At 72.2% G+C, this 25693-nt stretch carries 19 protein-coding genes and 1 pseudogene; 9 read left to right on the top strand and 11 right to left on the bottom strand.

Going from position 1 to position 25693, the window contains the following annotated elements; translation table 11 throughout:
• Nucleotide 1: 1 nt before the first annotated feature.
• From ACFYWI_RS16030 to ACFYWI_RS16020, 3 genes are all read right to left on the bottom strand, one after another.
• A complete protein-coding gene (locus ACFYWI_RS16030; RefSeq protein WP_389231557.1) occupies nucleotides 2-1456 on the bottom strand; it encodes an FAD-dependent oxidoreductase in 1455 nt (484 codons plus the stop codon).
• Nucleotides 1453-2637: an MAB_1171c family putative transporter gene (locus ACFYWI_RS16025; protein ID WP_389231554.1), complete on the bottom strand. Its 1185-nt coding sequence runs from the start codon at nucleotides 2635-2637 to the stop codon at nucleotides 1453-1455. The genes ACFYWI_RS16030 and ACFYWI_RS16025 overlap by 4 nt, the downstream gene beginning before the upstream one ends.
• A 345-nt stretch (nucleotides 2638-2982) precedes the next feature.
• On the bottom strand, nucleotides 2983-4047 hold the full coding sequence (locus tag ACFYWI_RS16020) for a helix-turn-helix domain-containing protein (RefSeq protein WP_389231551.1): 1065 nt from the start codon (nucleotides 4045-4047) through the stop codon (nucleotides 2983-2985).
• A 245-nt stretch (nucleotides 4048-4292) separates the two neighbouring features.
• On the opposite strand from ACFYWI_RS16020, the gene ACFYWI_RS16015 reads away from it, so the two are divergent.
• The 3 genes from ACFYWI_RS16015 to ACFYWI_RS16005 all read left to right on the top strand — a co-directional run bounded on the left by ACFYWI_RS16015 (nucleotide 4293) and on the right by ACFYWI_RS16005 (nucleotide 7148).
• Nucleotides 4293-4928, top strand: coding sequence for a helix-turn-helix domain-containing protein (locus ACFYWI_RS16015; protein WP_389231548.1), 636 nt, complete (start codon nucleotides 4293-4295; stop codon nucleotides 4926-4928).
• Nucleotides 4929-5005: 77 nt separating this feature from the next.
• A complete protein-coding gene (locus ACFYWI_RS16010; RefSeq protein ID WP_389231791.1) occupies nucleotides 5006-5536 on the top strand; it encodes a toxin-antitoxin system, toxin component in 531 nt (176 codons plus the stop codon).
• Between the two features lie 352 nt (nucleotides 5537-5888).
• On the top strand, nucleotides 5889-7148 hold the full coding sequence (locus ACFYWI_RS16005) for an ROK family protein (protein ID WP_389231544.1): 1260 nt from the start codon (nucleotides 5889-5891) through the stop codon (nucleotides 7146-7148).
• 266 nt (nucleotides 7149-7414) lie between these two features.
• Here the strand turns inward: ACFYWI_RS16005 and xylA are convergent, their stop codons facing one another.
• Nucleotides 7415-8584, bottom strand: a complete 1170-nt coding sequence (xylA, locus tag ACFYWI_RS16000) for a xylose isomerase (RefSeq protein ID WP_389231541.1) — start codon at nucleotides 8582-8584, stop codon at nucleotides 7415-7417.
• 167 nt (nucleotides 8585-8751) lie between these two features.
• On the opposite strand from xylA, the gene xylB reads away from it, so the two are divergent.
• Nucleotides 8752-10227, top strand: a complete 1476-nt coding sequence (xylB, locus tag ACFYWI_RS15995; RefSeq protein WP_389231538.1) for a xylulokinase — start codon at nucleotides 8752-8754, stop codon at nucleotides 10225-10227.
• Nucleotides 10228-10378: 151 nt separating this feature from the next.
• On the opposite strand, the gene ACFYWI_RS15990 is transcribed toward xylB, so the two are convergent.
• Complete coding sequence (locus ACFYWI_RS15990; protein ID WP_389231535.1) at nucleotides 10379-10816, bottom strand: ATP-binding protein; 438 nt, start codon at nucleotides 10814-10816, stop codon at nucleotides 10379-10381.
• A gap of 280 nt (nucleotides 10817-11096) precedes the next feature.
• Between ACFYWI_RS15990 and ACFYWI_RS15985 the strand changes: the two genes are divergently transcribed.
• Nucleotides 11097-13973, top strand: a complete 2877-nt coding sequence (locus tag ACFYWI_RS15985; RefSeq protein ID WP_389231532.1) for a LuxR C-terminal-related transcriptional regulator — start codon at nucleotides 11097-11099, stop codon at nucleotides 13971-13973.
• 4 nt (nucleotides 13974-13977) lie between these two features.
• Here the strand turns inward: ACFYWI_RS15985 and ACFYWI_RS15980 are convergent, their stop codons facing one another.
• The 5 genes from ACFYWI_RS15980 to ACFYWI_RS15960 all read right to left on the bottom strand — a co-directional run bounded on the left by ACFYWI_RS15980 (nucleotide 13978) and on the right by ACFYWI_RS15960 (nucleotide 18970).
• A complete protein-coding gene (locus tag ACFYWI_RS15980) occupies nucleotides 13978-15027 on the bottom strand; it encodes a YeiH family protein (RefSeq protein WP_389231529.1) in 1050 nt (349 codons plus the stop codon).
• Nucleotides 15027-15587 (bottom strand): cysteine dioxygenase, encoded by a 561-nt coding sequence (locus ACFYWI_RS15975; protein ID WP_389231526.1) that lies wholly within the window; start codon nucleotides 15585-15587, stop codon nucleotides 15027-15029. The genes ACFYWI_RS15980 and ACFYWI_RS15975 overlap by 1 nt, the downstream gene beginning before the upstream one ends.
• Nucleotides 15588-15674: 87 nt before the next feature.
• Nucleotides 15675-16580 carry a LysR family transcriptional regulator gene (locus ACFYWI_RS15970; RefSeq protein WP_389231523.1) on the bottom strand — a complete coding sequence of 302 codons (906 nt, stop codon included), beginning with the start codon at nucleotides 16578-16580 and terminating at the stop codon, nucleotides 15675-15677.
• A 140-nt stretch (nucleotides 16581-16720) separates the two neighbouring features.
• Nucleotides 16721-17533 (bottom strand): SAM-dependent methyltransferase, encoded by an 813-nt coding sequence (locus ACFYWI_RS15965; RefSeq protein ID WP_389231520.1) that lies wholly within the window; start codon nucleotides 17531-17533, stop codon nucleotides 16721-16723.
• 279 nt (nucleotides 17534-17812) lie between these two features.
• Nucleotides 17813-18970 carry a peptidoglycan-binding protein gene (locus ACFYWI_RS15960; RefSeq protein ID WP_389231517.1) on the bottom strand — a complete coding sequence of 386 codons (1158 nt, stop codon included), beginning with the start codon at nucleotides 18968-18970 and terminating at the stop codon, nucleotides 17813-17815.
• Between the two features lie 654 nt (nucleotides 18971-19624).
• On the opposite strand from ACFYWI_RS15960, the gene ACFYWI_RS15955 reads away from it, so the two are divergent.
• From ACFYWI_RS15955 to ACFYWI_RS15940, 4 genes and pseudogenes are all read left to right on the top strand, one after another.
• Complete coding sequence (locus ACFYWI_RS15955; RefSeq protein WP_389231513.1) at nucleotides 19625-21022, top strand: protein kinase; 1398 nt, start codon at nucleotides 19625-19627, stop codon at nucleotides 21020-21022.
• Nucleotides 21023-21312: 290 nt separating this feature from the next.
• Nucleotides 21313-22464: an FAD-dependent oxidoreductase gene (locus ACFYWI_RS15950; RefSeq protein WP_389231510.1), complete on the top strand. Its 1152-nt coding sequence runs from the start codon at nucleotides 21313-21315 to the stop codon at nucleotides 22462-22464.
• An 83-nt stretch (nucleotides 22465-22547) separates the two neighbouring features.
• Nucleotides 22548-22658: pseudogene (locus ACFYWI_RS15945) on the top strand (ABC transporter permease); the annotation flags it as partial.
• A gap of 275 nt (nucleotides 22659-22933) precedes the next feature.
• The gene (locus ACFYWI_RS15940; RefSeq protein ID WP_389231507.1) at nucleotides 22934-24052 is read left to right on the top strand and encodes an ATP-grasp domain-containing protein; all 1119 of its coding nucleotides are present in this window, start codon (nucleotides 22934-22936) and stop codon (nucleotides 24050-24052) included.
• A 103-nt stretch (nucleotides 24053-24155) separates the two neighbouring features.
• On the opposite strand, the gene ACFYWI_RS15935 is transcribed toward ACFYWI_RS15940, so the two are convergent.
• Complete coding sequence (locus tag ACFYWI_RS15935; protein ID WP_389231504.1) at nucleotides 24156-25430, bottom strand: hypothetical protein; 1275 nt, start codon at nucleotides 25428-25430, stop codon at nucleotides 24156-24158.
• Nucleotides 25431-25693 lie beyond the last annotated feature (263 nt).

The following is a 25693-nucleotide window of genomic DNA, read 5'->3' as shown; positions in this document are numbered from 1 at the left end:
GTCAGCGCGTGGAACTGGGCTGTGGCTCGGGCGCCTGGCCGTGGCGGCCGGCAGCGACGCTCCGCTCGGCGTGCGTGAGGGGCGGCCCGGGCAGCAGCCCTCGGCCCGGACCGCGCACAACAGCCGCCACGACGTCCGGGTGCAGCCACGACGTCACGGGTGCGGACATGGTGATGACGCCGAGGAAGGCACGGGTGACCTGGGCGCGACCGGTTGCCGTGCGGACCAGCCGGTCGACGTAGCGGTTGGCCACCGCGGTCCCGGGCCGCGGCTGCTGTCCCTGAGCGCCGGGGTAGAGGATGTCCTGGGAGGTCGCCAGCTCCCAGGCGACGGTTGCGGGACGTGCGATGGCGCGCTGGATGCGGCGTGCGAGACCGGGGACACCCAGATCATGACGGCGAAGGATGCCGTCGAGTGCGACAAGGCCTTGCGCGGCCACCGTCATGCCCTGGCCGTAGAGGGGGTTGTACGTGGCCACCGCGTCGCCGATCACGATGAGTCCCTCCGGCCAGGTGAGGGCCTTCTCGAAGTAGTGGCGGCGGTTGACCGTGCTGCGCGTGACGGTGACCTCGGGCGACAGCGGTTCGGTCCTGGCGATCAGTTCGCCGACGACGGGGTGGCGTACGGAGCGGGCGAAGGTTTCGAACTGGTCGGGGTCACGGGAGGGTTCGCCTCCCCGGGTGCCGGAGAGCGTGACCAGCCAGCGGCCGCCTTCGACGGGGACGATCGTCGCGGTCCGGCCCGGTACCGGCTCATTGGGGTCCGACTGCACGTTGACGATGGGGAATTCCTCGCTGCCGACGGGGGCCCGGTAGAGGCGGCTGGCGTACACGAGACCGGAGTCCACCTCGGCCTCCTTGATCCCGTGCACGCCCAGGGACCGCAGCCATTCGGTGGCCCGCGACCCGCGGCCGCCGGCGTCGACGACGAGGTCGGCGTCGAGGGTCATGTCGCTGCCGTCGGGCGTGCGCAGACGCACCCCCGTCACCCGGCCGGCACTGCCCTCGAAGCCCTGCATCTCGTGCCGCTGCAGCACCGTGACCGAGGGAAGCGCGAGGACGTGCTCGCGGACCACCCAGTCCAGCAGGTCACGGGTGCACGCGATCATGTACTGCATTTCCGGCCAGCGTCTGAGCCAGCCCTGCGCGGTCAGCGAGACCAGGCCGGTGGGAAGGGGTATGCGTCGTGCCCCCGCGGCCAGCCAGCGGCCGGTGATGCCGGGGATGATCTGTTCGAACGCGCGGGCGCCGCCGGACCAGAGCACATGGACGTGGCGGGCCTGGGGCAGGGATTTGCGCGGTTCGGGCCTCGTGGGCAGGGCATCCCGCTCGATGACCGTCACTTCGTCGGCGTGGCCGGCGAGAACTGCCGCAGCGAGCATGCCGGCCATGCCGCCGCCGATGATGACGGCCCGGCGGGGCTTGGCGGATCCGGCAGGCTGGGAGTGGCGTGTCATCGCGGACTGCTTCCTGTTGGGGCCGCTTCCTTGCGTGCGGCGGCGACGAAGGGGGATCGGAGGGCGCGCGACAGCTTCACGAGCAGATCGGGGCTTTCGACCCGGGCCGCCGCGAGAGCCCGTGCTCCGGGTGAGGTTTCCTCATGTGTGTCCAGATCGGGCATGGTCGACTTCGCGTCCACAGCGGCAGCGACCATGGCCGCGAGCGACACGATCTCCGCGGACTCGGCCGAGGTCTTGTCACGCATCGCCTCGAGTGCGGCGAGCCGCACATCCTCGTCGAAATACGACTGGAGCCTGAGCAGTTCGTCGTGGATCGCGGTCTCCCGCGCCATGTCGGGAGCCGACCACCAAGGGATGCCTCGCAGCGCCGTATGGTCTCCGGGAGTGGACTTCAGCTGCCGCCACAGGGTGCCCAGGCGCAGATACATGATCCACGCGTGAAGGAAACCACTGACCTTCGGGCCGATCAGGGGCAGCAGGAAGCCGACGGTGACGATCAGGCCTCCTGTTGCGGCGACCGGTGGAGCCAGGTCGGTGCTGAGCGTGTCCCAGTCCTTGCCGGACCACCGGGCGAAGACCGCGGTGAGCTTGGCGGCGCCGAAGAGCAGGTTGAGGACGAACCCCACCACGAGCACGATCAGTCCGACGCGCAGCCACCCGTGCACGGCCTGCGCCCAGCGCAGGCACAGGGTGGTCGTCACGACGGCCGCAACCATGTGTGCGCACAGATAGGTGACGATCATCTCGCGGATGAACGGAGTGGTCGCGTAGTGCGTGTCCAGGTCGCGCAGCCGCTCCACCGGAGCGTCCCCGAGCGCGAAGAAGGTGGCGAGCGCAATGATGGCCACGGCGTAGAAGGAGAGCCACCTGCGTGAACTGCGCCGGATCGTCTCCGGGGGGCCGCCCCGCCAGTTCACGATGAGCACGAGGCACGCGCAGGAGAAGGCGCACATGACGCAGTAGACCAGCGGCGCCGAGAAGTTCGGGATGCCGGTGATCCGGTTGACCGCCCGGATGGTGGGCGGCGCCGCGAAGAAGAAGCAGATCGCGGCGGCGAAGACCAGGAAGCACACCGAGCGCACCAGAGGGTCGCGCCATCCGCGGAAGAGGCCGGGCAGCTTGGCTGTGAAGGCGATGCCGAGAGCGACGGCGGGAAAGTAGTAATCGTTGTTGCGCACGTGTCAGCCTTGCCGGTGGACGGGCGCCGCGTGTACGCGTCGTACCGGCGCGTTGCGCGGCGCCGGGGCGGCCGTTCCCTCCGGCCACCGGAGCAGTGCGGCCCCCGGCTCCAGACCAAACGTTTCAGCTGTGGCTCCCCCGGTGCGGCGGAAGTTGGGCCGCAGGGCAATGCCTGTGCCGTGGGAAAGCCTGGCGATGTCGAGCACGTCGCCCCGAGGCCGGCCTGCGTCCCGGGCGAGTGAGGCGATCCGCCTCACTGTCTCGGCGAGGGGAGCTCCTGCTTCGCTCACCGGCGAGTCTCCTATGCGTCAGGTGGGGGTGGCTGTCAGCGACTGGACCGGAGCCTAGCCGCCGGAGACCGCCCGCAGGTGCGACTTGCCCCGGCGCGAACCCGGCACCACGGCCGCGCCGCTCTCGCGCAGCACCAGCGTCATCCTGGTGAATCCTTTGTCCTGAAGGGTCCTTGGCGTCTCGTCGACGATGCGACAGTCCGTGCGTCCCCACCGCGGATCGGGGTGGTTCACCCGTCGTACGGCCCCGTCGTGATGGATGGCGGCCGCGCCGACCAGGCGCACCCAGTGCGGCAGCCCCCACGTGTAGGCCGCGTCCATGATCGGATCCTGTGCGATGTCGTCACGAATGGCCTGAAGCGAACGGTCGTCGTCCTGGCTCTCGAGAGCGGACGCCAGTTGCGCCATCAGCGGCAGGCACCAGCCCGTCTCGTGCTCGGCGAGCACCGCGGGCGCGTCCGGGTGGAACAGTGCGAATCGCAGGAAGTTCTGCTGCGGCATCGCCGTGGGGTGCGGCCCGATACCCCGGAACAGGGCGTCGAACGCGGGGTTGGCGTGCGCCACGTCCCAGTGCCGGTCGAACAGCAGGGAGGGCAGCGGCATGGCGTCCATCAGCACCGCGTAGTCGCGCAGATAGGCCTGCGTCTCGGGATCGGCCGGGTCTGCCGGAGCCGTCGACGGGGCGGCCACCGGCGGGCGCACGGGCACCGGGGGGTGGGCCGGGCCGGACGGACGCGAGGGCACGGGGCGGCGCGCGGGCGTCGAGGGCGGCACGGGCCCGGAGGGCCGGACGGGGGTGCTCCAGTCGCCGGGCGTGTCCCGGTCCGTGGCGAGGCGGTGGAGCCGGCCACCCTGCTGCTCGTCCATCTCCAGCGCCACGACCAGGGCGCGGAGCGTCTCGCCCGACCACGCAGGGGCGGGGTTGCGTTCCCACGTGCCGTACGTGTAGGCGCTGATGTCGAGGCGGGCCGCCACATCCTCCAGGCTCAGCCCCAGTTCCTCCCTGCGCCGTCTGAGGACGTCGCCGAGCCGCCTTGTACGGGCCGTGCCGCGTGTGGTTCCGGCACATGCCAGACGTCCGTGGACACCTGGCCGTTCGACGCCCGCCTCATATGTCATCGAGAACGCCACCCTTCTCAAAGGCTCTCGAAGTCCCGCCGCGGCAGCCCCGTTTGGATCTTCACACCGCTTGGCGATCCTGCTACCGCGAACAAGTCCATGTCAACTATCGTGGCATTCCGCGCCGCTGAGCGCTCAATTCGCGCCACAGCTGTGGCAAGAGCTGGTTGCGTTCCCCCGAAACGGTTAATCTCCCGGCAGCCCCTTGTGTGCGGGCTACCTCGTGTGATCTAGGAGACCTACTGGTGACAGACGGCTTCTCGGTTCCGGGTGCGACGGCCGCAGGCCCGCTGGCGGCATCGGTCGCCCGGGTCGCCGAACTCGCGGACAAGCTCGGGCTGCGCCATGGCGAGGTCTTCGACGTCCATCAGCTCTCCGAGGCCTCGGGAGTCCCCGCCGACGTGGTCGGCTCCCTGCTCGCTGGGCGTCCCGCAGGCGAACCCGACCTCCAGGCACGGTTCCTGCAGCGCTTCGACCTGCTGCGCACCACACGGCTCAAGCCCAACGGCCGCCGCTACACGCAGCAGGAGATCGCCGACGGCACCGACATGTCCCGCCAGCAGGCCGGGGCTCTGATCAACGGCGACCGCCGCCCGACCATGGAGCACTGCGACGCGATCCAGCGCTTCTTCAAGGTCCACGCGGGCTTCTTGACCGCGGAGGACGCCGACGCGCTCAACGGTGCGCTGCAGCGTACCGAGCAACGACTGCTGCACGACTACGCGGGTGGCGACAGCGACCCGTTGGAGCGGCTGCTCCAGGACCATGGTGTGCGGGGCATCGCGTGGCGCGCGGCCCAGCTGCCCAGCGACAAACACCGCGACAAGGTGACCGAGTGGCTCGACATGCTCCTGGAGAGCGTCAAGCCGACGGAGCCCTGATTTCGGACAGGCTTGGATTCGTACGTGTCTCAACAGCTGCTGACGGGGAGAGGAGAGCGGTGAGCATAGGCAAAGACATGCGCCGGCTGTGCGGCGAACTGGTTGCCGGAATCGATCTGCCCGCCCCGGCCGAACCCGCCGCTCTCTACACCGCGCTGTGCGCGGGCATGAGCAAATACCGTGGTCGTCCGGTCCGTTACCGCACGGCCTCGTTCCCTACGGGCACGGCCAGCGGTCTGTGGCTCGACATGGCGGACCAGGATCTGATCGTGATCGAGGAGCGCACCGCCCCCGACCACCAACTGGTGATTCTCGGCCATGAGTTGTGGCACATGAAGGCCGGGCACTGCAGCCACCATGTGGAGGGCGCGGCCGTCGCCGCCCGTCTGTTGTCGGACGAGGCCGATCTGCAGGCAGCCGTACTCAGGGTCGCCGCCCGGACCCGCTTCGATCAGGCCGAGGAGAACGAGGCCGAGACCTTCGGTCTGCTGCTCGGCAGCAAGTGCCGTTCATGGCTGGCCGGTTCGACCGGTCGCGGTCCTGTGCGGCGCGACGGACTCGCCGGCCGTATCGAAGCCTCCCTGGGATACCGGGGGCCCCAGGGCTGAGGCAGGGACGGTCCGGACCGGCTTCCCGGGATGCGCGGGGGCCGGGCGGAACGATGGTCACCACTGCCGCGATCGCGCGATCGCTGCTCGTACGGCGGCCGCGCCCGCGGCAGGCGCACCCTGCGGTCGCCGACCGGCTGACGCCGACGGCGACGGCGGCCCGGCTGTTCGAGCGTGCCGCAGACCGACGAGGAACCGGGAACGGCCGGGGGCCCCGCCCCGGGCCGGCACCCGCTTCCGCTTCCCGCTTCCCGCTTCCCGCTTCCCGCTTCCCGCTTCCCGCTTCAGCATGCGCATGATGGAGGAACGCACGATGTGGGGTACCGGCGGTATCGCTTAGGCTCGCCCCGATATGAACGGCAATCACACGGGCCACGCGGGGCGGAGATCCCCGCTGGAACCGAAGGCCGACCGGGAGACGGTACGGCGGCACAACCTGAGCCTCGTTCTGCGAGCGGTCCGCGACGAGGTCGAGATGACCCGCGCCGGGGTCGCGGCCCGGGTCGGGCTGACCCGGGCCGCCGTCTCCTCGCTGGTCGAACAGCTGCTGGACAGCCGCTTTCTGTCCGAGTCCGGCAAGACCTTCAGCGGCCAGGCCGGACGGCCGGGCACCGTGCTGAAGGTGGCCCGCACCGGCGTCGCGGGCGTCGGCGTCGAGATCAACGTCGACTATGTGGCGGTATGTGTGGTGGACCTGGCCGGCACCGACCGGGTGCGGCTGGTGGAGCATCTCGACAACCGGGGCACGCCGCCCGCCCAGGTGCTGGGCCGTGCCGCCGGGATCGCGGCCCGCGCCCTGGCCTCGGCAGCCGAGCAGGAACTGCGGCCGGTCGGAGCGGCGCTGGCGCTGCCGGGGCTGATCGCGGCAGGCACGGTCCGTCAGGCGCCCAACCTCGGCTGGATCGGAGTCGAGGCGGGGGCACCCTTCGCCGAGGCCCTGCACGCGCTGCGGCCCGCCCTCCCCGCACTGCCGGTGCGTTCGGAGAACGAGGCGAATCTGGCGGCGCTGGCCGAGCTCTGGTTCGGCGGTCTCGGCGACCTGCGCAGCTTCCTGTACCTGACCGGCGAGATCGGAGTCGGTGGCGCGCTGGTGCTGGACGGCGAACTGCTGCGCGGAGCCAACGGGTTCGCCGGCGAGATCGGACATGTACCGGTCGCGGCGGACGGCCCCCGCTGCCGCTGCGGTGCACGCGGCTGCCTGGAGCAGTACGCGGGCCAGTCGGCGCTTCTGCGGGCAGCGGGCATCGACGAACGCGCGGGCGCGGCGGGCGTCGCGGAACTGGAACTCCGCGCCCGCGAGGGCGACAGGCCCGCGGTCTCGGCCCTGACCCAGGCGGGCCTGACGCTCGGCCGCGTCCTGTCGGGCGCGGTGAACCTCTTCGACCCGGACGCGGTGATCCTGGGCGGCATCTACCGCCCCCTCTTCCCCTGGCTCGCCCCACCGGTCGGCGCCGAACTCGCGGACCGGGTGGTGTCGGGCCTGTGGCCGGGAGACAGCGGCCGCGTGCGCGCCTCTTCCCCGGCGGCGGACGCGGCGCGCGGCGCCGCGGCCCTGGTGGTCCAGGACGTCCTGGCGGACCCGGTGGCGTACGCCCACCGCGAGTCGCACTGACGCGACAGCACCGCGCCGCCCCGGTGACCGGCCGGGTCAAGGTGCGGAGCCCCGGTTCGGGGTGGGGAGGTACCTCCCCACCCCGCCAGGCCGCGGGGGAGGGCGGGGCGGGGGAACCGAACCCGTTGGCGCACAGCCTCCCGGCCGACCCGCCCCGGCTGCCGGAGCGCCCGCGGCAGCCGCGCACCGCACGGACCGCGCCGACAGCTCGGCACAGCCCGGATGGGGCGCGCGGGCCCGGATGAGGGGCGGCGCGGCGCGCAGGGTCAGCGGACGCCCAGCAGGTGGTCCATCGCCAGCTGGTCCAGCCGCTCGAACCCCATGCCCCGCTCCCCCGCCGCCCCCGCGTCGAAGTCCTCGAACGCCGCGCGGTCGCCGAGCAGACCCGCCAGGCCGTCCTGGGCCGTGGGGCGCGCCAGCTCGTCGAGGCGGGCCGCCCGCAAGGCCTCCTGGACCTCCGGGTCGGCGCGGAAGGCCGCCGCCCGCTCCCGCAGGATCAGGTAGTTCCGCATGCATCCGGCCGCCGACGCCCACACGCCGCCGGAGTCCTCCGTGCGCGGCGGCTTGAAGTCGAAGTGCCGCGGGCCGTCGTAGCCCGCCGTCTCCAGCAGGTCGACCAGCCAGAACGCCGAGCGCAGATCGCCCGCGCCGAAGCGCAGGTCCTGGTCGTACTTGATACCGCTCTGGCCGTTGAGGTCGATGTGGAAGAGCTTGCCCGCCCACAGCGCCTGCGCGATGGAGTGGGTGCAGTTCAACCCGGCCATCTGCTCGTGGCCGACCTCCGGGTTCACGCCGTACAGCTCGGGCCGTTCGAGGCGCTCGATGAAGGCGAGGGCGTGGCCGACCGTGGGAAGCAGGATGTCGCCGCGCGGCTCGTTGGGCTTGGGTTCGATGGCAAAGCGAAGCGCGTAGCCCTGTTCGGTGACGTACTCGCCCAGGAGGTCGAAGGCCTCCTTCATACGCTCGAGCGCGGCGCGCACGTCCTTGGCCGCGCCGGATTCGGCGCCCTCGCGCCCGCCCCATGCGACGTATGTCTGCGCCCCGAGCTCGGCGGCGAGGTCGATGTTGCGGATCGTCTTGCGCAGCGCGTACCGGCGCACGTCGCGGTCGTTGGCGGTGAAGCCGCCGTCCTTGAAGACGGGGTGCGTGAAGAGGTTGGTGGTGGCCATCGGCACGGTCAGTCCGGTGGCGTCCAGCGCCTGCCGGAAGCGCTTGATGTGCGCCTCGCGCTCGGCCTCGCCCGCTCCGAAGGGGATCAGGTCGTCGTCGTGGAAGGTCACCCCGTAGGCGCCGAGGGCGGCGAGGCGCTGGATGGACTCGACGGGGTCGAGGGCGGGCCGGGTCGCGTCCCCGAACGGGTCCCTGCCCTGCCAGCCGACGGTCCACAGCCCGAAGCTGAACTTGTCGTCCGAGGTGGGGGTGAAGCGTTCCGTCATCGCCATGACCGCCTTGGATCAGTCGTTTTGTTTCGATGCCTTACTAATAATGCACGCCCCGAACTCGCGACAGAAGCACTCCACACCTGTTCCTCGGAGGCAGGGTGACGTAATTTGTTTCCTGTTCCGCCAAATACGTGGGGCCAGCCGGAGGGAGAGATGCGGCAATGCCGTCGAACGCGGTGGTCATCGGAGTGGACAGCTCGACCCAGTCCACCAAGGCGGCGTTCACCGACGTCGCCACGGGCGAGCTCCTCGCCGTCGGCAGGGCGCCGCACCACGTCAGCGGCGCGGACGGCGCGCGGGAGACCGACCCCGAGGTGTGGTGGCGCGCCCTGCGCCAGGCCGTGGCCGCCGGGCTGAAGCAGTCGGGGCTGAGGCCGTCGGACGTCACCGGCATCGCGGTCGCCGGACAGCAGCACGGCCTGGTCGTGCTCGACCGGGCCGGGACCCCGCTGCGCCCCGCGCTGCTGTGGAACGACACCCGCTCCGCCCCGCAGTCCGCCACGCTGACCGAGGCGCTCGGCGGCCCGGATGCCTGGACGGCCCGTACGGGCTCGGTGCCGGTCGCCTCCATGACGGCCGCGAAGTGGCAGTGGCTGCGGGAGAACGAACCGGCCGCGGCCAAGGCGGCGGCCGCGGTACGGCTGCCCCACGATTTCCTGACCGAACGACTCGCGGGCGTCGCGGCCACCGATCCCGGGGATGCCTCGGGCACCTGCTGGTATTCCACCGCGACCGGCGCGTACGACCCCGAGCTCCTCCACCTGGTCGGGCTGGACGCCGCGCTGCTGCCCCCGGTCGCGGCGACGGGCGGCACCCGCATCGGATCGCTGACCACCGGGGCCGCGGCCGGACTCGGGCTGCCCGCCGGTATCGCGGTCGCCGCCGGCACGGGCGACAACATGGCCGCCGCGGTCGGGCTCGGACTCGGCGGGGCGGGGCTGCTCGGCCACCCCGTCCTCAGCCTCGGCACGTCCGGCACGGTCTTCGCCGCGACCCGCACCCGCCCCGCGTCCACGGCGCTCGCCGGGTTCGCGGCGGCGGACGGCACCTACCTGCCGCTGGCCTGCACCCTGAACTGCACGCTCGCCGTGGACAAGGTCGCCACCCTGCTCGGCCTGGACCGTGAGGCCGCCGAGGCGGGCGGGGACGTCGTCCTGCTGCCGTACCTCGACGGGGAGCGCACACCGGATCTTCCGGGCGCCTCCGGCCTGCTCACGGGCCTGCGGCACACGACGACCCGCCAACAGATCCTCGGCGCGGCCTACGAGGGCGCGGTCGTTACGGTGCTGCGGGCCCTCGACGAGGTCCTGCGCGCCTGCGGCCTGGATCCTGCCGCCCCCGAGACGGCAGGCCGGGCGCTGCGCCTGGTCGGTGGCGGCGCCAAGGGCCGCCATTGGGTGGAGACGGTCCGCCGCCTGTCGGGCCGCTCTGTGGTGATCCCTCGGAACAGCGAACCGGTCGCGATCGGCGCGGCGGCACTGGCGGCGGCCGCTGCGACGGACACGGACCCGGTGGCACTTGCCGCCGGGTGGCAGAGGAACGGGTCGACGGAACTGCCGGCGGTGCAACGGGACACGCAGACGTGGGAGCGGGTCTCGGCGGCCATGGACCGCGCGGCGCCGACGCTGCTGAGCTGAGGAGGGCCAGGAGATCGACGGGCCTGCGCCGCAGGCCCGGCCATGCAGCGGGAGCCGCCCGCCCGTACCGGACGTCGGCCCCCGGCGGGCGCTGCCGCCGCGGGGCGTACCGAGGGCACCCCCGCCGGGTGCCTCGGCACGAGCGCCGTGTCTAACAGCGCCACACGTCCAGCACCGGCGCGGTCCCGGCCGCCCCCCGGCGGCCGAGGTCCACTCCGGCGCCCTGCAGGGCGATCTCCGCGCGCACGATGCTGCCCGCCTCCATCTGGCGTGTCACCGTGTGTGTCGCGTAGGCGTGGACCAGGCGCAGCCCCCTGCCGCAGATCACATCCGCGTCCAAGGGTTCCTTGCGCCGGCCCACCCGGTGCTTCCAGCAGCCGCCGTCCATGACCTCGACCGTCAGGGCGTCACCGCGGACGCTGATCAGCGTGGACACCCAGGGGCTACCGCTGTGCAGGACCACATTGGTCACCAGCTCGGTGACGATCACCGACAGTGCCTCGTCGAAGTGGTCGGCCAACCGCCATCGACGGGCGACGGCCCGGGCGAAGCGCCGTAGTTTGCGCGCGGCCTCCGGCGAAGCGGGCATGGCGCAATGGGCCAGGCTTCGCAGGGCAAACGGCCCGGCCCGTTGGGGCGCCGGGTAAGAGGCACGTTCTATGGCGATCACTTGGGCTCCTGTTCGCTTGGGCGCGTGTCGCCCTTACGTAGGTCCAGCGGCCGGGAGTTGCTCCGGGCCGTCGACAGCCATGCAGGTCTGCTGCGGCAGCTCAACATTCGTGGCCCTGCACGTCCGGAGCAATCAGGGACACTGAAACACGGATACGTAAACAATCGAAATGCCCCGGAAACGCCGAGGAGAGTGAGTGGTGGACACGCGGAGTGACGCAGCAGGCGAACGATGGCTGACGCGTGTCCTCGCCGCCGACGCCGACGACGCCACCGACCCCGCGCTACTGCTGATCGAGGGAGCGGCCGGTACCGGAAAATCCCGGCTGGTGACGCGGCTGCTGGACGCGGCCCTGCACACACCGAGCGCCGCGGGCACGCCCGCACACAGCGTGATGGTGTCGTTCTCCTCCAGCGGTACGACGGTGAAGCGGCGTCCCTTCCCCTCGACCGTCACCGCCTCCCCCGCCGTGTCCTCTCCCACCGGTTCCTCCCCCGCCGCCCGCACCGCCCCTCCCCCGCCCCGCAACCCCGATCGGCCCAGGCCCGCGCCGGACACCGAGGCGCACGAGCTGCCGGAACTCCCCGCGACCCTGGCATCGCTGCAAGCGCGCGGGGACCGCGTCCTCCTGGTCGCCGAGGACGTCCACCGTGCCGACCGGAACTCCGTCGGCCTGCTGCGCCGACTGCTGGAGCGGCCGCCCGCCGGGCTCGCCGTGGCCCTGACCTACCGGCCGGAGGAGCTGCGCGAGCCCGGACTCGTACTGGGCCGCGGCGCCCATTTCCCCGCCGCGATGTCCGTGCTGCGGCTGCGGCTCGACCCGCTCGGCACGGAGCAGGTGCGCGAGGTGGTCGAGGAGGGGCTCGGTGGCGAGCGCTGCCCCTCGGAGCTGGTCGCGCGGATCCATGAGCGTTCCGGGGGTGTGGCCCAGGTGGTCACCGACCTGGTGCGGCTGCTGCGCGAGTCGGGCGAGGACCGGGAGCGGTACTCGGTCCGCGACCTGGACGCCGTCGGTGTGCCGCCCCGCCTGGCCGACCTTGCACTGGGTCGTAGCGCCGCGCTGAAGGAGCGGCTGCGGCCCGTCGTGTGGGCGGCGGCCGTTCTCGACGAACCGGTGGAGGCATCCGAGCTCATCTCCGTGGCGGGCCTGAAAAGCGACGAGGGCACCCGCGCCCTGATAGCCGCCCTGCGCGCAGGCGTGCTGACGGAGGACGACCAGGGCATGTACGGCTTCTTCGTCCCGATGGCCGCCCGGGCCGTGTACAGGGAGGCCCCCGGGCCGCTGCGCGGTCAGATGCACCTGAGGGCCGCCGCCGTGCTCGCCCACCGCCAGCCCGTGCCCTGGGTGCGGCTGGCCCGTCACCGCAGACACGGCGGCCAGGTACGCGGCTGGCTGCGGGCGGTGGAACAGGCCGCGCTCCAATGCCAGGCGGCGGGCGACCACCAGGCGGCGATCGATCTGCTGGAGGACACCCTCTCCCGTACGACCGTCCCGCTCGGGGCGCGCGCCCGCCTCGCCCCCCTGCTGGCACACAGCGCCGTACTCGGGCTGCGTTCCGACCAGACGGTGACCGTGCTGCGGCAGATCCTGGACGAGCAGTCGCTGCCGGCCGCCGTGCGCGGTGAGATCCGCCTCGACCTGGGGCTGGTGCTGTGCAACCAGGCCGTCGCGGGGCTGCAGGGCTGGCTGGAACTCCAGCAGGCGGTGGAGGAACTCGAGGAGCGCCCCGTACTGGCCGCGCGCGCCATGTCGGCCCTGGCGATGCCCCTGCTGCCGGCGGTCCCGCTGGAGCGGAACCTGTACTGGCTGCACCGGGCCGAGAAGGCGGCCGCCGACAGCGGCGACGCCGAGGCTGTGACGGCGGTGACCGCCAACCGGGCCGGGGCACTGATGTACGTCGGGGATCCGGCGGCCTGGCAGGTACTGGAACGGCTGCCGAAGGACACGGGCGAACCGGTCCAGCAGCAGCATGTCGCGCGCGGTCTGTGCAACGCCGCGGACGGTGCGCTGTGGCTCGGACATCTCGGCCGCTCCCGCGAACTGCTCAGGGAGGGCCTGGAGCTCGCCACACGGGGCGGCGCCTCCTATGTGGAGCAGGGCGCCCGGGGCACGGCGCTGCTCCTGGACTGGGCCGAGGGCAACTGGTCGGATCTGTCCGCCCGGGCCCGGTCGTTCCTGGCCGAGGCGGACACCATGCCGGGGCCCGCCGCCGATGCCCGCATCGTGCTCGGTCTGCTGACGCTGGCCCGCGGCGAATGGCAGCAGACGACGGCCTGGCTGGCGGAAAAGGGGCCCACCGGCCCCGAGGGCTCCGCGGTGCCGCACGCGGCGGCTGCCTCGGGCGCCCTGATCCGCCTGGCCCTGAACCGCGACGACGTGGAGACGGCGGTGTCGGAGGCGTCGCTGGCCTGGGACCGTCTGCGGGACAAGGGCGTATGGGTGTGGGCGGCGGAGCTGGCGCCCTGGGCGGTGGAGGCGACGCTGCGCGCGGGCAGACGCGAGACGGCGCAGAAGATGGTCGCCGAGTTCGCCGCCGGTCTCGAGGGCCGCCAGGCTCCTTCGTCGTCCGCGGCCCTGCACTGGTGCCGGGCGCTGCTGGCCGAGGAGGACGGCGAGTGGGACACGGCAGGTCCCCTGTTCCGCCGGGCCGCGACGGTGTACGCGGGGCTGCCCCGTCCGTACTCCTCGATCATGACCACGGAGGGCGCCGCCCGCTGCACCCTCGCCTCCGATCCGGGCGCTGCCTCCGCTGTCGAGGAACTCGCTTCCTGCGTGCAGCAGTTGAGCGACATGGGCGCGGTGTGGGACGCGGCCCGGATCCGCGCCGTACTGCGCTCCCACCAGCCCGTCGAGGAGCAGCGCCCGCGCGGCCGCCCCAGCTACGGGGACCAGCTCTCTCCGCGCGAGCAGGAGGTCGCCGATCTGGCGGCGACCGGGCTCACCAACCGGGAGATCGCGGCCACGCTGCATCTGTCGCCGCGTACGGTGGAACAGCATGTCTCGCGGGCCCGGCGCAAGCTGGAGTCGCAGTCCCGGCAGAACCTGGCGCGGGCGCGCGCCCAGCGTCCTGAGTGAGTCCTCAGCCCGTCACCAGGAGCACTCCGCCGTACGACACCCCCGCCACGACCGCCCAGGCGCACAGGCCGAGCGCGGCGACGCGGCCGCCGGTGCGGACCAGGGAGGGCAGGTCCACCGCGCTGCCGAGTCCGAACAGCGCGGCGGCCAGCAGGAGTTCCTGCGCCGTGTGCGCCGCGTCGAGGGCAACGGCCGGCAACAGGCCGGTGCTGCGTAGCGCCACCATGGCGAGGAAGCCGACGACGAACAGCGGGACGAGCGGAACCCGTGCCCGTCCGGGGGCGGTTGCCGTCCTCGCCGCCTGCCGCCGGTGCCGAACCGACAGCGCCACCGCGGCGACGAGCGGGGCGAGCAGCGCCACCCGCATCAGCTTGACCAGGACCGCCTCGCCGAGCGCCGTGGGACCGGCTGTCTGTGCGGTGGCCACCACCTGCCCGACGTCGTGCACGCTCGCCCCGGCCCAGCGCCCGAACTGTGCGTCGTCGAGCCCCAATGGCCCCTGCAGCAGCGGAAGTACGGCGATGGCGAGCGTGCCGCACAGCGTCACCAGCGCAACGGAGGTGGCCACATCACGCTCGTCGCTGTCCGTCGCCTCGCTCACCGCGCCGATCGCGGACGCCCCGCAGATCGCGTATCCGGTGGCGATCAACAGCGGCTGGTCGCCGGGCAGTCCCATCCGCCGGCCCAGCCACCACGTACCGAGAAGGGTGGCGATGACGACGCCGAGCACCATGGTGACGCTCGCCCACCCGAGTCCGCGTATGTCGTCCAGGCCCAGTTTCAGTCCGAGCAGGACGATCCCGAGACGCATCAGCCGCTTGCCGGCGTACGACAGGCCCGGCCGGCCCGCTCCCCGTACCGCGCCGCGTACACGGGGCAGATGAGCGGCGACGATGCCGAGCACCACGGCCACGGTGAGCATCGGGACGCCGGGCAGGAGCCGGTGCACCGACCAGGCGGCGGCTACACCGAGCGTGGCGAGCGCGAGCCCGGGCAGGGTGAGGGGCCGCGCCGTCCGGGTGGTGCGGGCGGGGCGCTCCTTGAGAAGCGCCATTACCGGTCGGCCGGCAGTTCGTAGACGCGGCGGACGCTGGTGCCGAGCCGGGAGATGTCGGCGCCGTAGACATGGAGGGATATCGCGGTACCGTCACCGGCGTTCCAGACCCGGTGGATGTCTCCGGGCGGCGCGAATCCGCAGACGTCGCCAGGGGCGTTGACCACGTCCTGGGTGGCGACGAGCCGGGCCGGCGCACCCGCTGCGGTGGCCGGGAGGAGACGGTAGCGCCTTTCGTGCTCGGTTCCCTGGTGGACCCCTGTGGTGCACCAGGACACGTGGTCGTGCACGGAGGTCCCCTGGCCGGGCAGCCAGACCAGCGCGACGACGGAGAAGCTGCCGTCGGGCTCGGCGTGCAGCAGATGCTGTCGGTAGCGCGCCGGGTCGCTCTCGCACTGCTCCACGGTGAGCAGATCCCGCGCGCCCAGGTGGGGCGCCAGGCATTCACCGACCAGATACGCCGTGGGATCGGGCGGCAGTCCGCGTCCTACGGCATCGCGCACATCCGAGATCAGCGCATCGAGGCGGTGAGTGGTCCGGGGGGCGGCGGCGGTGTTCATACGGGCAGCGTCGAGCGGTGCGGCCCGTGGCGTCCAACGACGTTCTCTTCGCCCTCCCCAAGCGCCGCTTATGGACGTTCGCGCCAGTCAGCAGCCGCTCTTGTTGGCGGCAACGGTCTTGAGCTCCTCCAGGACGAGCGCGGTCGCGGGTATGCGCAGATGCTCGCGCAGAACGTATGCGAAGACCTTGCGCCGCGAGGCCGGCTGCAACGGCCGCCCGGTGACGCGGGGGTGGCACAGGAAGTTCAGTACGAGGGCTGGGACCATGGCCACACCCAGCCCCTCCGCGACCATGGCCTGCAGAGCGAGACCGTCGTCGGTGGTGAAGGCGATCTCCGGTGCGAAGCCCTGTTCGGCGCACTCGTGCAGGAGGTTGGCGCGGCAGCGCAGGCATCCGGCGATCCAGCGCTCCTGCGCCACATCCGTCAGCTGCACCGTGCGGCGGCGCGCCAGGGGATGCCCGGCCGGCAGCAGCACGGTCAACTGGTCCTCGAGGAGCGGGATCTCCACCAGCTCGTCCGGCACATACTCGTGCAGGCCGGGATAGGTGAAGGCGAGCGTGATGTCGCACTCCCCCCGTACGAGGCGCTGCAGCGACTCGGGCGGCTCGTCGTCCAGCAGGTCGACGCGGACCCCCGGGTGGCGCGCGGCGAGCCGGGCCATGGTCTCGGGGACGATCGTGGTGTGGGCGCTGGGGAACGCGCAGACACGTACGCGTCCGGCGCGCAGCCGGGTCAGCGCGTGGATCTGCTCCTGGGCCGCGGACATGCTGCCGAGGATTGCCGCGGCGTGCCGGGACAGCGCCTCGCCCGCCTCGCTGAGGCGCAGCCCGCGTCCGGCCCTGATGAACAGGGGGCTGCCGACCTCCCGTTCGAGGGCTTTCATCTGCTGGGTGATCGCGGGCTGGGTGTAGCCGAGCGCGCGGGCGGCCGCCGAGTACGAGCCCGTTCTGACGACTTCATGGAACGTCTTGATGTGCCGGGAATCGAACACGAGCGGATCATAAGCAGAATTTGGGGGGCGCGTCCCCCGCACCCCGTTTTCCCGCCACCTGCTTCATCCCGCGCGGTTCATCCCACCCGCTTCATCCCACCCTCTGTACCCACGCGGCCATGCCACGCGATGCCGCCCCGCTACGGTTTGCGGCCCACTGCGCCGTACAGCGAGACCACCGCATCCTCGTTCTCGACCTCGTCGACGCCGAGCTCGGGGTGCCAGTCGGTCAACTGGACGATGCCGGGCTCCACGATCTCGAGCCCGTCGAAGAAGCGGGCGACCTCGGCGCGGCTGCGCGCGGCGAGAGTGACGCCGGACGCCGCGTACATCTGCACGCCGCGCCGGACGGCGGTCGGGTCGAAGTCGGCGGTGAGCTGCGACAGGACCAGATAGCTGCCGGCCGGCAGGGCGTCCACGAGCCGCTTCACCAGGTCGTGGGGCGCGTCGTCGTCGCCGATGAAGTGCAGAAGCGCCACCAGCGACAGCGCGACGGGCCGGTCGAAGTCGAGGCTCTTGCAGGCCTGTTCGAGGATGCGGTCCGGCTCACGCACATCCGCCTGGATGTAGTCGGTCACGCCCTCCGGGGTGCTGCGCAGCAACGCCTCCGCGTGCGTCAGCACGATCGGGTCGTTGTCGGTGTAGAGGATGCGGGACTCGGGGGCGACAGCCTGGGCTATCTGGTGCAGATTGGGCTCGGTCGGGATGCCCGTACCGATGTCGAGGTACTGCCGGACCCCGGCCTGCCCCGCCAACCAGCGGATGACCCGCTGCATGAACCAGCGGTTGGTCTGGGCCACGTACTTGGCCGTCTCGTCGATCCCCATGATGTGCCGGCCGAGCTCCTCGTCGACCGGGTAGTTGTCCTTGCCGCCGAGGAACCAGTCGTACACGCGGGCCGGATGCGGCCTGCTGGTGTCGATGCGCGTGGCGGCCGGCTCGATCCCGGTCATGGAGGCTCCCCTGGGTGGTCGGTTCCCGGCTTCTTCGATCATGTGATCCTCGCAGCCGAACGCGGAGGCGGCAAGTAACGGCCTTGCCGCTGCGGGCAGTTCACCGGCGTGGGGACGGCGCCCGCCATCACTGGCACATGCACAGCGAACAGCGGGTTCTTGCACCCGTCCCGCTCCACCGGCAATCGCTGTCCCCACCTGCGGGCCGTCCGGCGACGCGGTCATCGACAGCCGGGTAGCACCGCCCACCCCGACCCGCGCCGACCCGACGGAGTCCTGCTACTTGGTTCGCAACATGAGGGCGTGGCGCGTGTTGTCGCCGTACACACCCGTCTCGTCACCGCTGACGCCGTACCGCTGCTGGAACCTCGCCACGGCCGCTCGGACCTCCGTGTCGTAGCGACCGTCGATGGCGCCGCGGTCGTACACGTTCGGGAGTTGGAGCAGGCGGACCTGCAACTCGTATACCCCATGGCCGCTGTCGCCCTGGCGCAGCACGCCCGTGCCCGGGATCTCGGGGAGCGCGGGAGCGGGGTCTTCGGGAAGCGGCGGCCGGCCCGTGCCCGGGATCTCGGGGAGCGCGGGAGCGGGGTCTTCGGACAGCGGCGGCCGGCCCAGTTGTTCGGAGGGGGCGGAGGGGGCCGCCGGTGCGGGGTTGTTGTCGCCGACGAGCAGCGAAGAGGCGAGGATCAGTCCGCTCACGGCGCCCAGTCCGAAGATTCCGGCAAGGCGAGTGTCCCGCCGCTCGGTGAAGCGGCGCCATCCTCGGCTTCTGTTCCTCGCGTGCGCGCGCGCGTGGACGGGTGGCGGTGGCGGTGGATCCTCCGAGGCCGGGGCCGGGAGCCCGGGGACAGCCGGCCGTTCGGCGTAGGGGCGCGGGCCGGTCCGGCCGCGCGCGCCCTCCTGCGGGGGAGGGACGATCAGCGGCGGTGCGGCGTACGCGGGGCCTGCGCCGCTCGCCATCGGCGGCTTTCGCAAAGGCCACGGCGTTCCCACCGACGGGGGCGGAACAGGCTCCAGAAGCGGGCCGCGCAACCTCTGCGGCTCCCCCACGACATCCTCCGGAGCGTCGACCTGCCGTACGTCACCGGTCCGCAGCGGCTCCATCCCGTACGGCTCAACGGCGTGCGGAGGGTCCGGATCCCGGCACTCGGGCCCAGGCTCCAGCGGCTCTGTCCCTCCGGGTGGAGGCGGAGCCGGGAACAGGGACAGGGACGGGCCCGGACGAGTGAAGCCTGCGTCCCCGGCCGGTTCGCGGGGTTGCTGCCAGGACGGCGGCGGGGACTCGGGCCGGCCCTGCTGCTCGTCGACCGCGTAGAGATCGGCGCGTGCGGCGTCCAAGGCGTCCAGCACGAGCTGGAAGGAGTCCCGTATCTCTTGTGCGAGATCAGGACCTGGACTGTGAGCTCGCTGAGGTTCGGTGTCGTCGAATTCCACCGGCAGTCCTCCTCAACCAACGTCCGTGGAATGTCTTGTCGCGGACAGGCCAGCGATGTCTCTTGTGGATGGATACGCACACATGTCGGACAGGGGCCGCAGAGACGGGTCTCTGACCGGGGATCCGGGCGGCACGGGTCGGGCTTAGCTGTTTCGTTGTGAGTCGATACGCAGCCCGTGCGGCCCTGTCTCAATCTGCTGTCCGGGATGCGGCCCACATCTCGTCGATTCCTCGAGGAGCTGACGCCTTCGGCAGCCCTCCGAGCGCCGACCCGGACGTGGACACACGGTCGTGGATCCGCCGGAGCGTGGGACGTCGCGTGGACCGGTACGAGCGTGTTTCCCACGGTCGAAGCGCCGGCCGGTGCGGCGAGCACCGTGCTCCTGCCCTTCAGGTCTGCGCCGTACCGGGCATGCGCGATGCCGATCGGGTGCCGCCGCGGTCGGCTGCCGCCCCGATCCGGATTTCCCGGTGTCTCCACGGATGCCCGGAGGCTCAGGGGGCACGCGTAGTCCGTGCTCGCACACGGGCGGGCCCGCAGCCGGGCCGTTCGGCGGCAGCCGCCCGGCAGTCACGAGGCGGGCATCGGCCCGGCACGGACGCAGGTGGGCGGGCGGACAACGGCAGGTGACAACCGAGCGCAGGGAGCACAGATGAACGTCCGCCCGTGGCCGATCCGACCGGATTTCCGGCTCACGACCCACGTGGTCGCCGGCCGCTACCGGCTCGATGCCCCGCTGGGGCGCGGGGGCGCGGCTGACGTGTACGAGGGGCTGGACCTGCGCCTGCGGCGACCGGTAGCGGTGAAGGTCTTCCGCCCGGAAAGCGATGCCGGGACGCAGGAGCGTTTCGGCGACGAGGGCCGCTTGCTGGCCCAGCTGCAGCACCCCGGGCTCGTCACCGTGTACGACTCCGGCCAGGAGGCCGGACTGCCCTACCTGGTGATGCAGCTCATCAAGGGGACGACGCTGCGCCGGCACATCGCCGCGGCCCCCCTGACGCCCGCCGAGGCCTCCCGGATCGGATCCGCACTGGCCTCGGCTCTGGCACACGTGCACGCGGCCGGTGTCGTGCACCGCGACGTCAAGCCGTCGAACATCCTCCTGGAGGACACGGGCACCCCGCACCTGACCGACTTCGGCATCTCCCGGCTGCTCGACACCACCACCCACACCGCCACCGGCAAACTCGTGGGAACCGCCGCATATATGGCGCCGGAGCAGGTACTGGGCAGAGGAGCGGGGCCGGCCGCGGACATCTACAGCCTCGGCCTGGTGCTCATCGAGTCCCTGAAGGGTGAGCTGGAGTACGGGGGCACGCCGCTGGAGGCCGCGATCGCGCGGCTGCACCGGCCCCCGGTCATCCCGTCGGGTCTTCCGGTGAATCTCGTCGAGCTGTTGGAGGACATGACGGCTCCGGACGAGAACAGCCGGCCCAACGCCCACGCCTGCTTCCAGGCACTGGCTGTCGTGCAGCCGGGCAGGCGCTTCCCGTCGTCTCCCCGCGGGGCCACACCTCTGGGAGACGACCGCGACGCGGGAGGCGATACTCTGCGGTCGGAGTTGGCAACTGCCCGAACGGGCTGCGCCGGTCCGGTGGCCGCGGCAATACCGAGCGATGGGCCCGCGGCCCCGGAGCCCGCTTCCCCGGCGCCCACTTCCCTCCGTGCAGGCCGCGGCCTTCTGACGGGTGCGATGCTGGCCGTGCTCGGAGTCACGCTGACCGGCTCGATCGCGGGCCTGCCTGCCGAGGGTGAGGACGCCTCCTCCCGACCACGGCCTCAGGCCACGACGGAACCGACGTCGCCCCGGGCGGATCACCCGGGCCCGTCCTCCTCGCCTCTGGCACCGGCCTATGAACCAGATCCGGTGACGGCGCCTCCCGATGTCGCCGAAGAGGCGGCCGGAAAGGCGAGTTCGGCGGCCGACGAGCGTGAGGCTCCCGCTCCCGCCGCCTCCCGGGGGAAGCCCGACAGTCCGCAGGGCCAGGCCGTACGGGGTCCGGTGCGTGACAAGACCGATCTGAGGCCGAAGAAGAAGCTCAAGCACTGACGGTGTGCCGACTGACCGCAGACGGGTCGGCGGGCGTAGGAGACCGCAGCCATTACCCAACGTCGTTACCGGCCTCAGCGACGTGATCGAACAGCTGGTCGCGGGATCGCGTCCAGAAGTGGCAGCAGCTGGGTGACATCGTGCCGGTTGCGCCGGTGCGGGTGCCGGGAGTTCCCGGCGGTGCGGACCACTCCTGGCCACCTGCCGCTGACCGCCCGTCAGGACCGCACGGCCGACCGGGCTCCGGGCCCGCGGTCCGCGCCCCGCCGGGCCCGGCTACAGTGCGGGACATGGCGGTCGACGCGGATGTGGCGGTGGTGGGGGCAGGGCCGGTCGGCCTGAGCGCCGCACTGCTGCTCGCCCGGGCGGGACTCGCTGTGGTGGTGCTGGAACGCCGCCCCGGTCCGGTCACCGAGTCCCGGGCGACGGACCTGCACGCGCGGACCCTGGAGGCCCTGGCCCCGAGCGGGCTGGCCGAGTCGCTGCACCCTCTGGGCCGGCGCGTGGACACGGTGGAGATGTGGTCGCAAGGGCGCAGGCTCGGCGGCTTCGACCTGGCACGGCTGCGCTCCCCGTACCCGTACATCCTGACCGTCCCGCAATGCGCGACCGAGGGCCTGCTCGCCGCGGAGGCCGAGCGCGTGGGTGTGCGCGTGCACCGCTCGGCGGCCGTCCGGTCGGTCGACGAGGACGCCGACGGCGTCACCGTACTGTCGGACGCCCTCGACCCGCTGCGCGCCCGCTGGGTGGTGGCGGCCGACGGCGCGTCGAGCACCCTGCGCGCCCTGGCCGGTACGGCCTTTCGCGGCCGGACCTATGCCGGCACGTGGCAGCTCGCCGACCTGCGGGTCGAGAACCCCTCGCTGGACCCGGCGCGAGTGCACATGGTCGGCGGGCCGCGCGGCCTTCTCGTGGTGCTGCCGATGCACCTCGACGGCTGGGCCCGGGTGGTGCTGCACCGGCCCCACGGCCCCACGCCGAGCGGCGCGGCGGCGCTCGCCGCAGAGGCGGCGGCCCGGGGGTGGACGGCGGCCGTCCGCGAATGCCGCTGGACGAGCACCTTCCGCACCCAACGCCGCCTGGCCGCCCGCCACGGGAGCCGGCGGGTGCTGCTGATCGGCGACGCCGCCCATGTGTGCAGCCCGGTCGGCGGGCAGGGACTCAACCTCGGCCTGCGGGACGCCGTCTCCCTCGCCGCCGCGCTGCCCGGTGCGACCGCCCGCGGCGGCCCGGCGGCCGACGGGCTCACGGCCTGGCGCCGTGCCCGCCGCGCCGACGCCCTGCGCGTGCTCGCCCGCACCGACCTTGCCACCCGCGCCTGGACGCTGCGCGCGGCACCCGCCCGCGCCGTGCGGGACACAGCTCTGCGCGGCGTCCTCACCACCCCGGCCGGACGCCGCCTGCTCGCCGAGGCGGTCGCCGGACCGCGCCCCACATCCTGAACCCGCCACGGCCCCGTCCCGCCGCACTCGCCCCGACCTGACCGGCAGGGCTGAAGCCTTCACTGCCGGTCAGGTCGGGCACCCGGCAGGCTCCGGTGGTCAACGTCGTCGCCGCCGTGCTCGTCCTGCTGTCGGTGATCCTGATCCGCCTCGCCCGACGCCTGTCGAGCGACACGGCGTCGAGCAGCAGGATCCGACGCGCGCCGCCGACCGGGCCGAGAGGTGCCCCCGCCGTCGTTGTCCTGGGCGGTCCCCTCTCCGCCGGCCGCACCACGCCCGGTTCGCCTGACCAGGGACCGGCGGATTCCGTAACACGCCCGTTGCCTGCCGACGGCTTCATGCGCCCTATGATCGCCCCAACACGGCCGCCACGGACTCCGGTTCCCCTTCGGCGGTTCCGTGACACTCTCCTCCCCTGCTGGCCACGGCCGTACTCCGGCATGCCCGCACGCCCCGGAAGGCGGCCTGAATGGTCTCTCGCGTACGCGTCTGGCTCAACCGCACGTACGCGGAGAATGCCTTCTTCATCGATCAGCTACGGAACAATCCGCAGAACCGCCCTGTGGAGATCCACGCCACCCACGGTGACCCCGACTCGCCGGTCCTGATGGCCGCCGACACGGCGGCGCTCGAGCCCGAGGGCCTGTCGCCCGCCGCGTACGCCGAATACGCGCTGGACCACTGTGCCAAGCACGGGATCGACGTATTCATACCGGTCCTGCACCAGGACGCCGTCGCCGCCCATCGCGCGGAGTTCGCCGCCGCCGGCACCGTGCTGCTCGCCCCGCCCGCCGAGGCCATCGCCGTCTTCCGGGACAAGATCACCGCCTACGAGGCGGTCGAGGCGTTCGGCGTTCCGGTGCCGCCGTGGTGGCGGGTGCGTACCGAGGACGAGCTTCTCGCGGCCGTCGACGCGATCGAGGCCACCGGCCACAAGGCGTGTCTCAAGCCTGCCGCCGGGGCGGGCGGCACGGGCTTTCGCACGATCACCCGAAGCCCCTTCTCCCTGTTCCACCTGAGCGGCTTCCCGAGCTCCTACATCCCGCTGACTCTCGTGGTCGAGGCGCTGCGGCGCGCCGAGCACGCCGTCGACTGGCTGGTGATGCCACGCCTGGACGAGCCGGAGGTCTCGGTCGACTGTCTCACCGGGCCCGACGGCAAGGTCCGTATGGCGGTGGGGCGCACCAAGAACGGCCGCCGCCGCGGGTTCACGCTCCAGCCGTCCTGGATCGAGCCCTCCCGGCTGATCGCCGAAACGTTCGGCCTTCATTGGCTGACGAACATCCAGTTCCGCCTCCACGAGAACGAACCGGTCCTCCTGGACGTCAACACCCGCCCGGCGGGCGGTCTGCACCAGCTGTCGCTCTGCGGGCTGAACGCACCGTGGGCGGCGGTGTGCCTGGCACTCGGCGAGGACCCCGGCGACCTGACCCCGGACTTCCTCGGCGCGGACTACGCGGTCGTCGCGGGCCCCCGCCCGCTGCGCCCGTTGGCGCTCCCCCAGCAGCGGGACCCCGCCTCGCGGATCCCGGCCGCTGCCGTTCCGGCTCCCGTCGCCCCGGCGAAGACGGGACTGCCGATCGCCTGAGACGAGCCGCCGACGGCGTCAGGCCATACAGGGGCGACCGCCGCCGCGCGGCGTCGCCCACGACCGCGTCGCTGATCCACCGGTGCGGCAGGCGGCCGGGCCACTACTTCGCCTTGAAGGCGGAAGGCGCGGGCAGTTCGACATCGGTGCAGCCCCGACGCTTGGTGATGTCGTCGACGTACGCCTGGAAAAGGGCGGGCAGCCGGCCTGCCACGATGTCGTCGTAGGTGTAGCTGACGGTGACGGTGTGGAGCGCGGGTTCACCGTCGCAGACGGACGAGGCCCACCAGACGCCGCGTTCTTCCCCTCCACCGACCGTTCCCGCCTTGATGGTCTTGTAGTCGAAGAGGTCCTCGTAGGCGACGGACTCGGCCTCGGCTCCGAAGAACGAAGCCGTCCTCACCCACCAAGGTGAGTGCGTCAGCGCCCTGTCCGCGTTCTCCCGTTGTGATCCGTTCAAGCGGCCGGTGGCAGCAATGTGTCGCACGTCCGAGGGGCTCACGGCCAGCAGGCACGTCTCCGTCCCGCTCGCGGCTCCGACGGGAGTCTCCAGCATGCGGTCAGGAAGCCGTTCACGCCCGGCATGCTGCAGATGCCCGCGGTACCACGCACAGCTGGCGTCGGCGGACTCCGGATCACGAAGCTCCCGCCCGGGCGTCTCCAACTGTCCCGGAATCTGCGGGAGCTGTGCGTCACACGTGAGCCTTGCAGCTGCCCGAGCCGCGGACCCGCGGGCCAACTCGGCGAGAACCTTGCGGTCCTCATCGGATACGTCCTTGTAGTCGGCCCTGGCCGTGACCTTTACCGACGCGGGCTTTCCCGATGCGCAAACGGCGCGAACCGTGACGGAGCTGTCGCTGAAGTACCCGAGGGACCCGTCACCCAGGGGATAAGGCTCAGCGCTGTCGGCCTGGCGGGTCACGTCGTCCGGGTGAGGCTGCGGATACCCGGAGTCCCCGAACGGCTCGAGCGGTATCTCGTCACCCACGAGATTCATGGCCGTCCGGTCGCCGGAGGTGCGCACCATGAGCGAGAACAGCCCATCGGACTCGCCGGGTTCGGGCACCCAGTAGATCCGGCACATGCTCGGCAGCTCACTGAGCCGCAGATCGTCGTAGTTGTCGCTGGAGGAGCTCGCCCTCACGATTCCGCCCCGTAGGCCCATCACCGCCTCGGCGTCCACGACCCCGTCGCAGGCCTCGGCTATGCGCTCGATGCTCGCGGCCCGGTCACGCACATCCGTGTACGTGAGCCAGTACGCCCACAGGCTCGTCCCGATCCCGAGCGCAGCCATGACGCAGAGCAGCTTGTTGCGCCGGTGAAGCCACGCCTGACCGGGCGCCGCCGGCCCCAGGCCCAGCCATCGCGGCCACCGCATCGGCGATACGCCTTCGGGCAGCCGTGTACCGGCCCTGTCCTCGCCGTGATGGCTCATCCGACCCCGTACATGCCCCGTTACCTGCTGCGATGCACAGAAGCTACCAGGCACCACGAAAGCCCCGACGCCCCCCGTCACCGCCAAAGCCGCGGCCGGGAGGGGGAGTCGACGCCGCACCGAGGCGCTGTGGGGAGCGGTCATCGACCCGGGTGTTTGCCAGGCTGCTGCAACAGCCAATCCGCCGTGAGCCCCGGCCGCAGCCG

Origin of the sequence: Streptomyces sp. NPDC002889 (assembly GCF_042888425.1) — a bacterium.
Classification (GTDB): Bacteria; Actinomycetota; Actinomycetes; order Streptomycetales; family Streptomycetaceae; genus Streptomyces.
The sequence above is the reverse complement of the archived record's forward strand: the minus strand, read 5'-3'. Positions and strand labels throughout refer to the sequence as shown.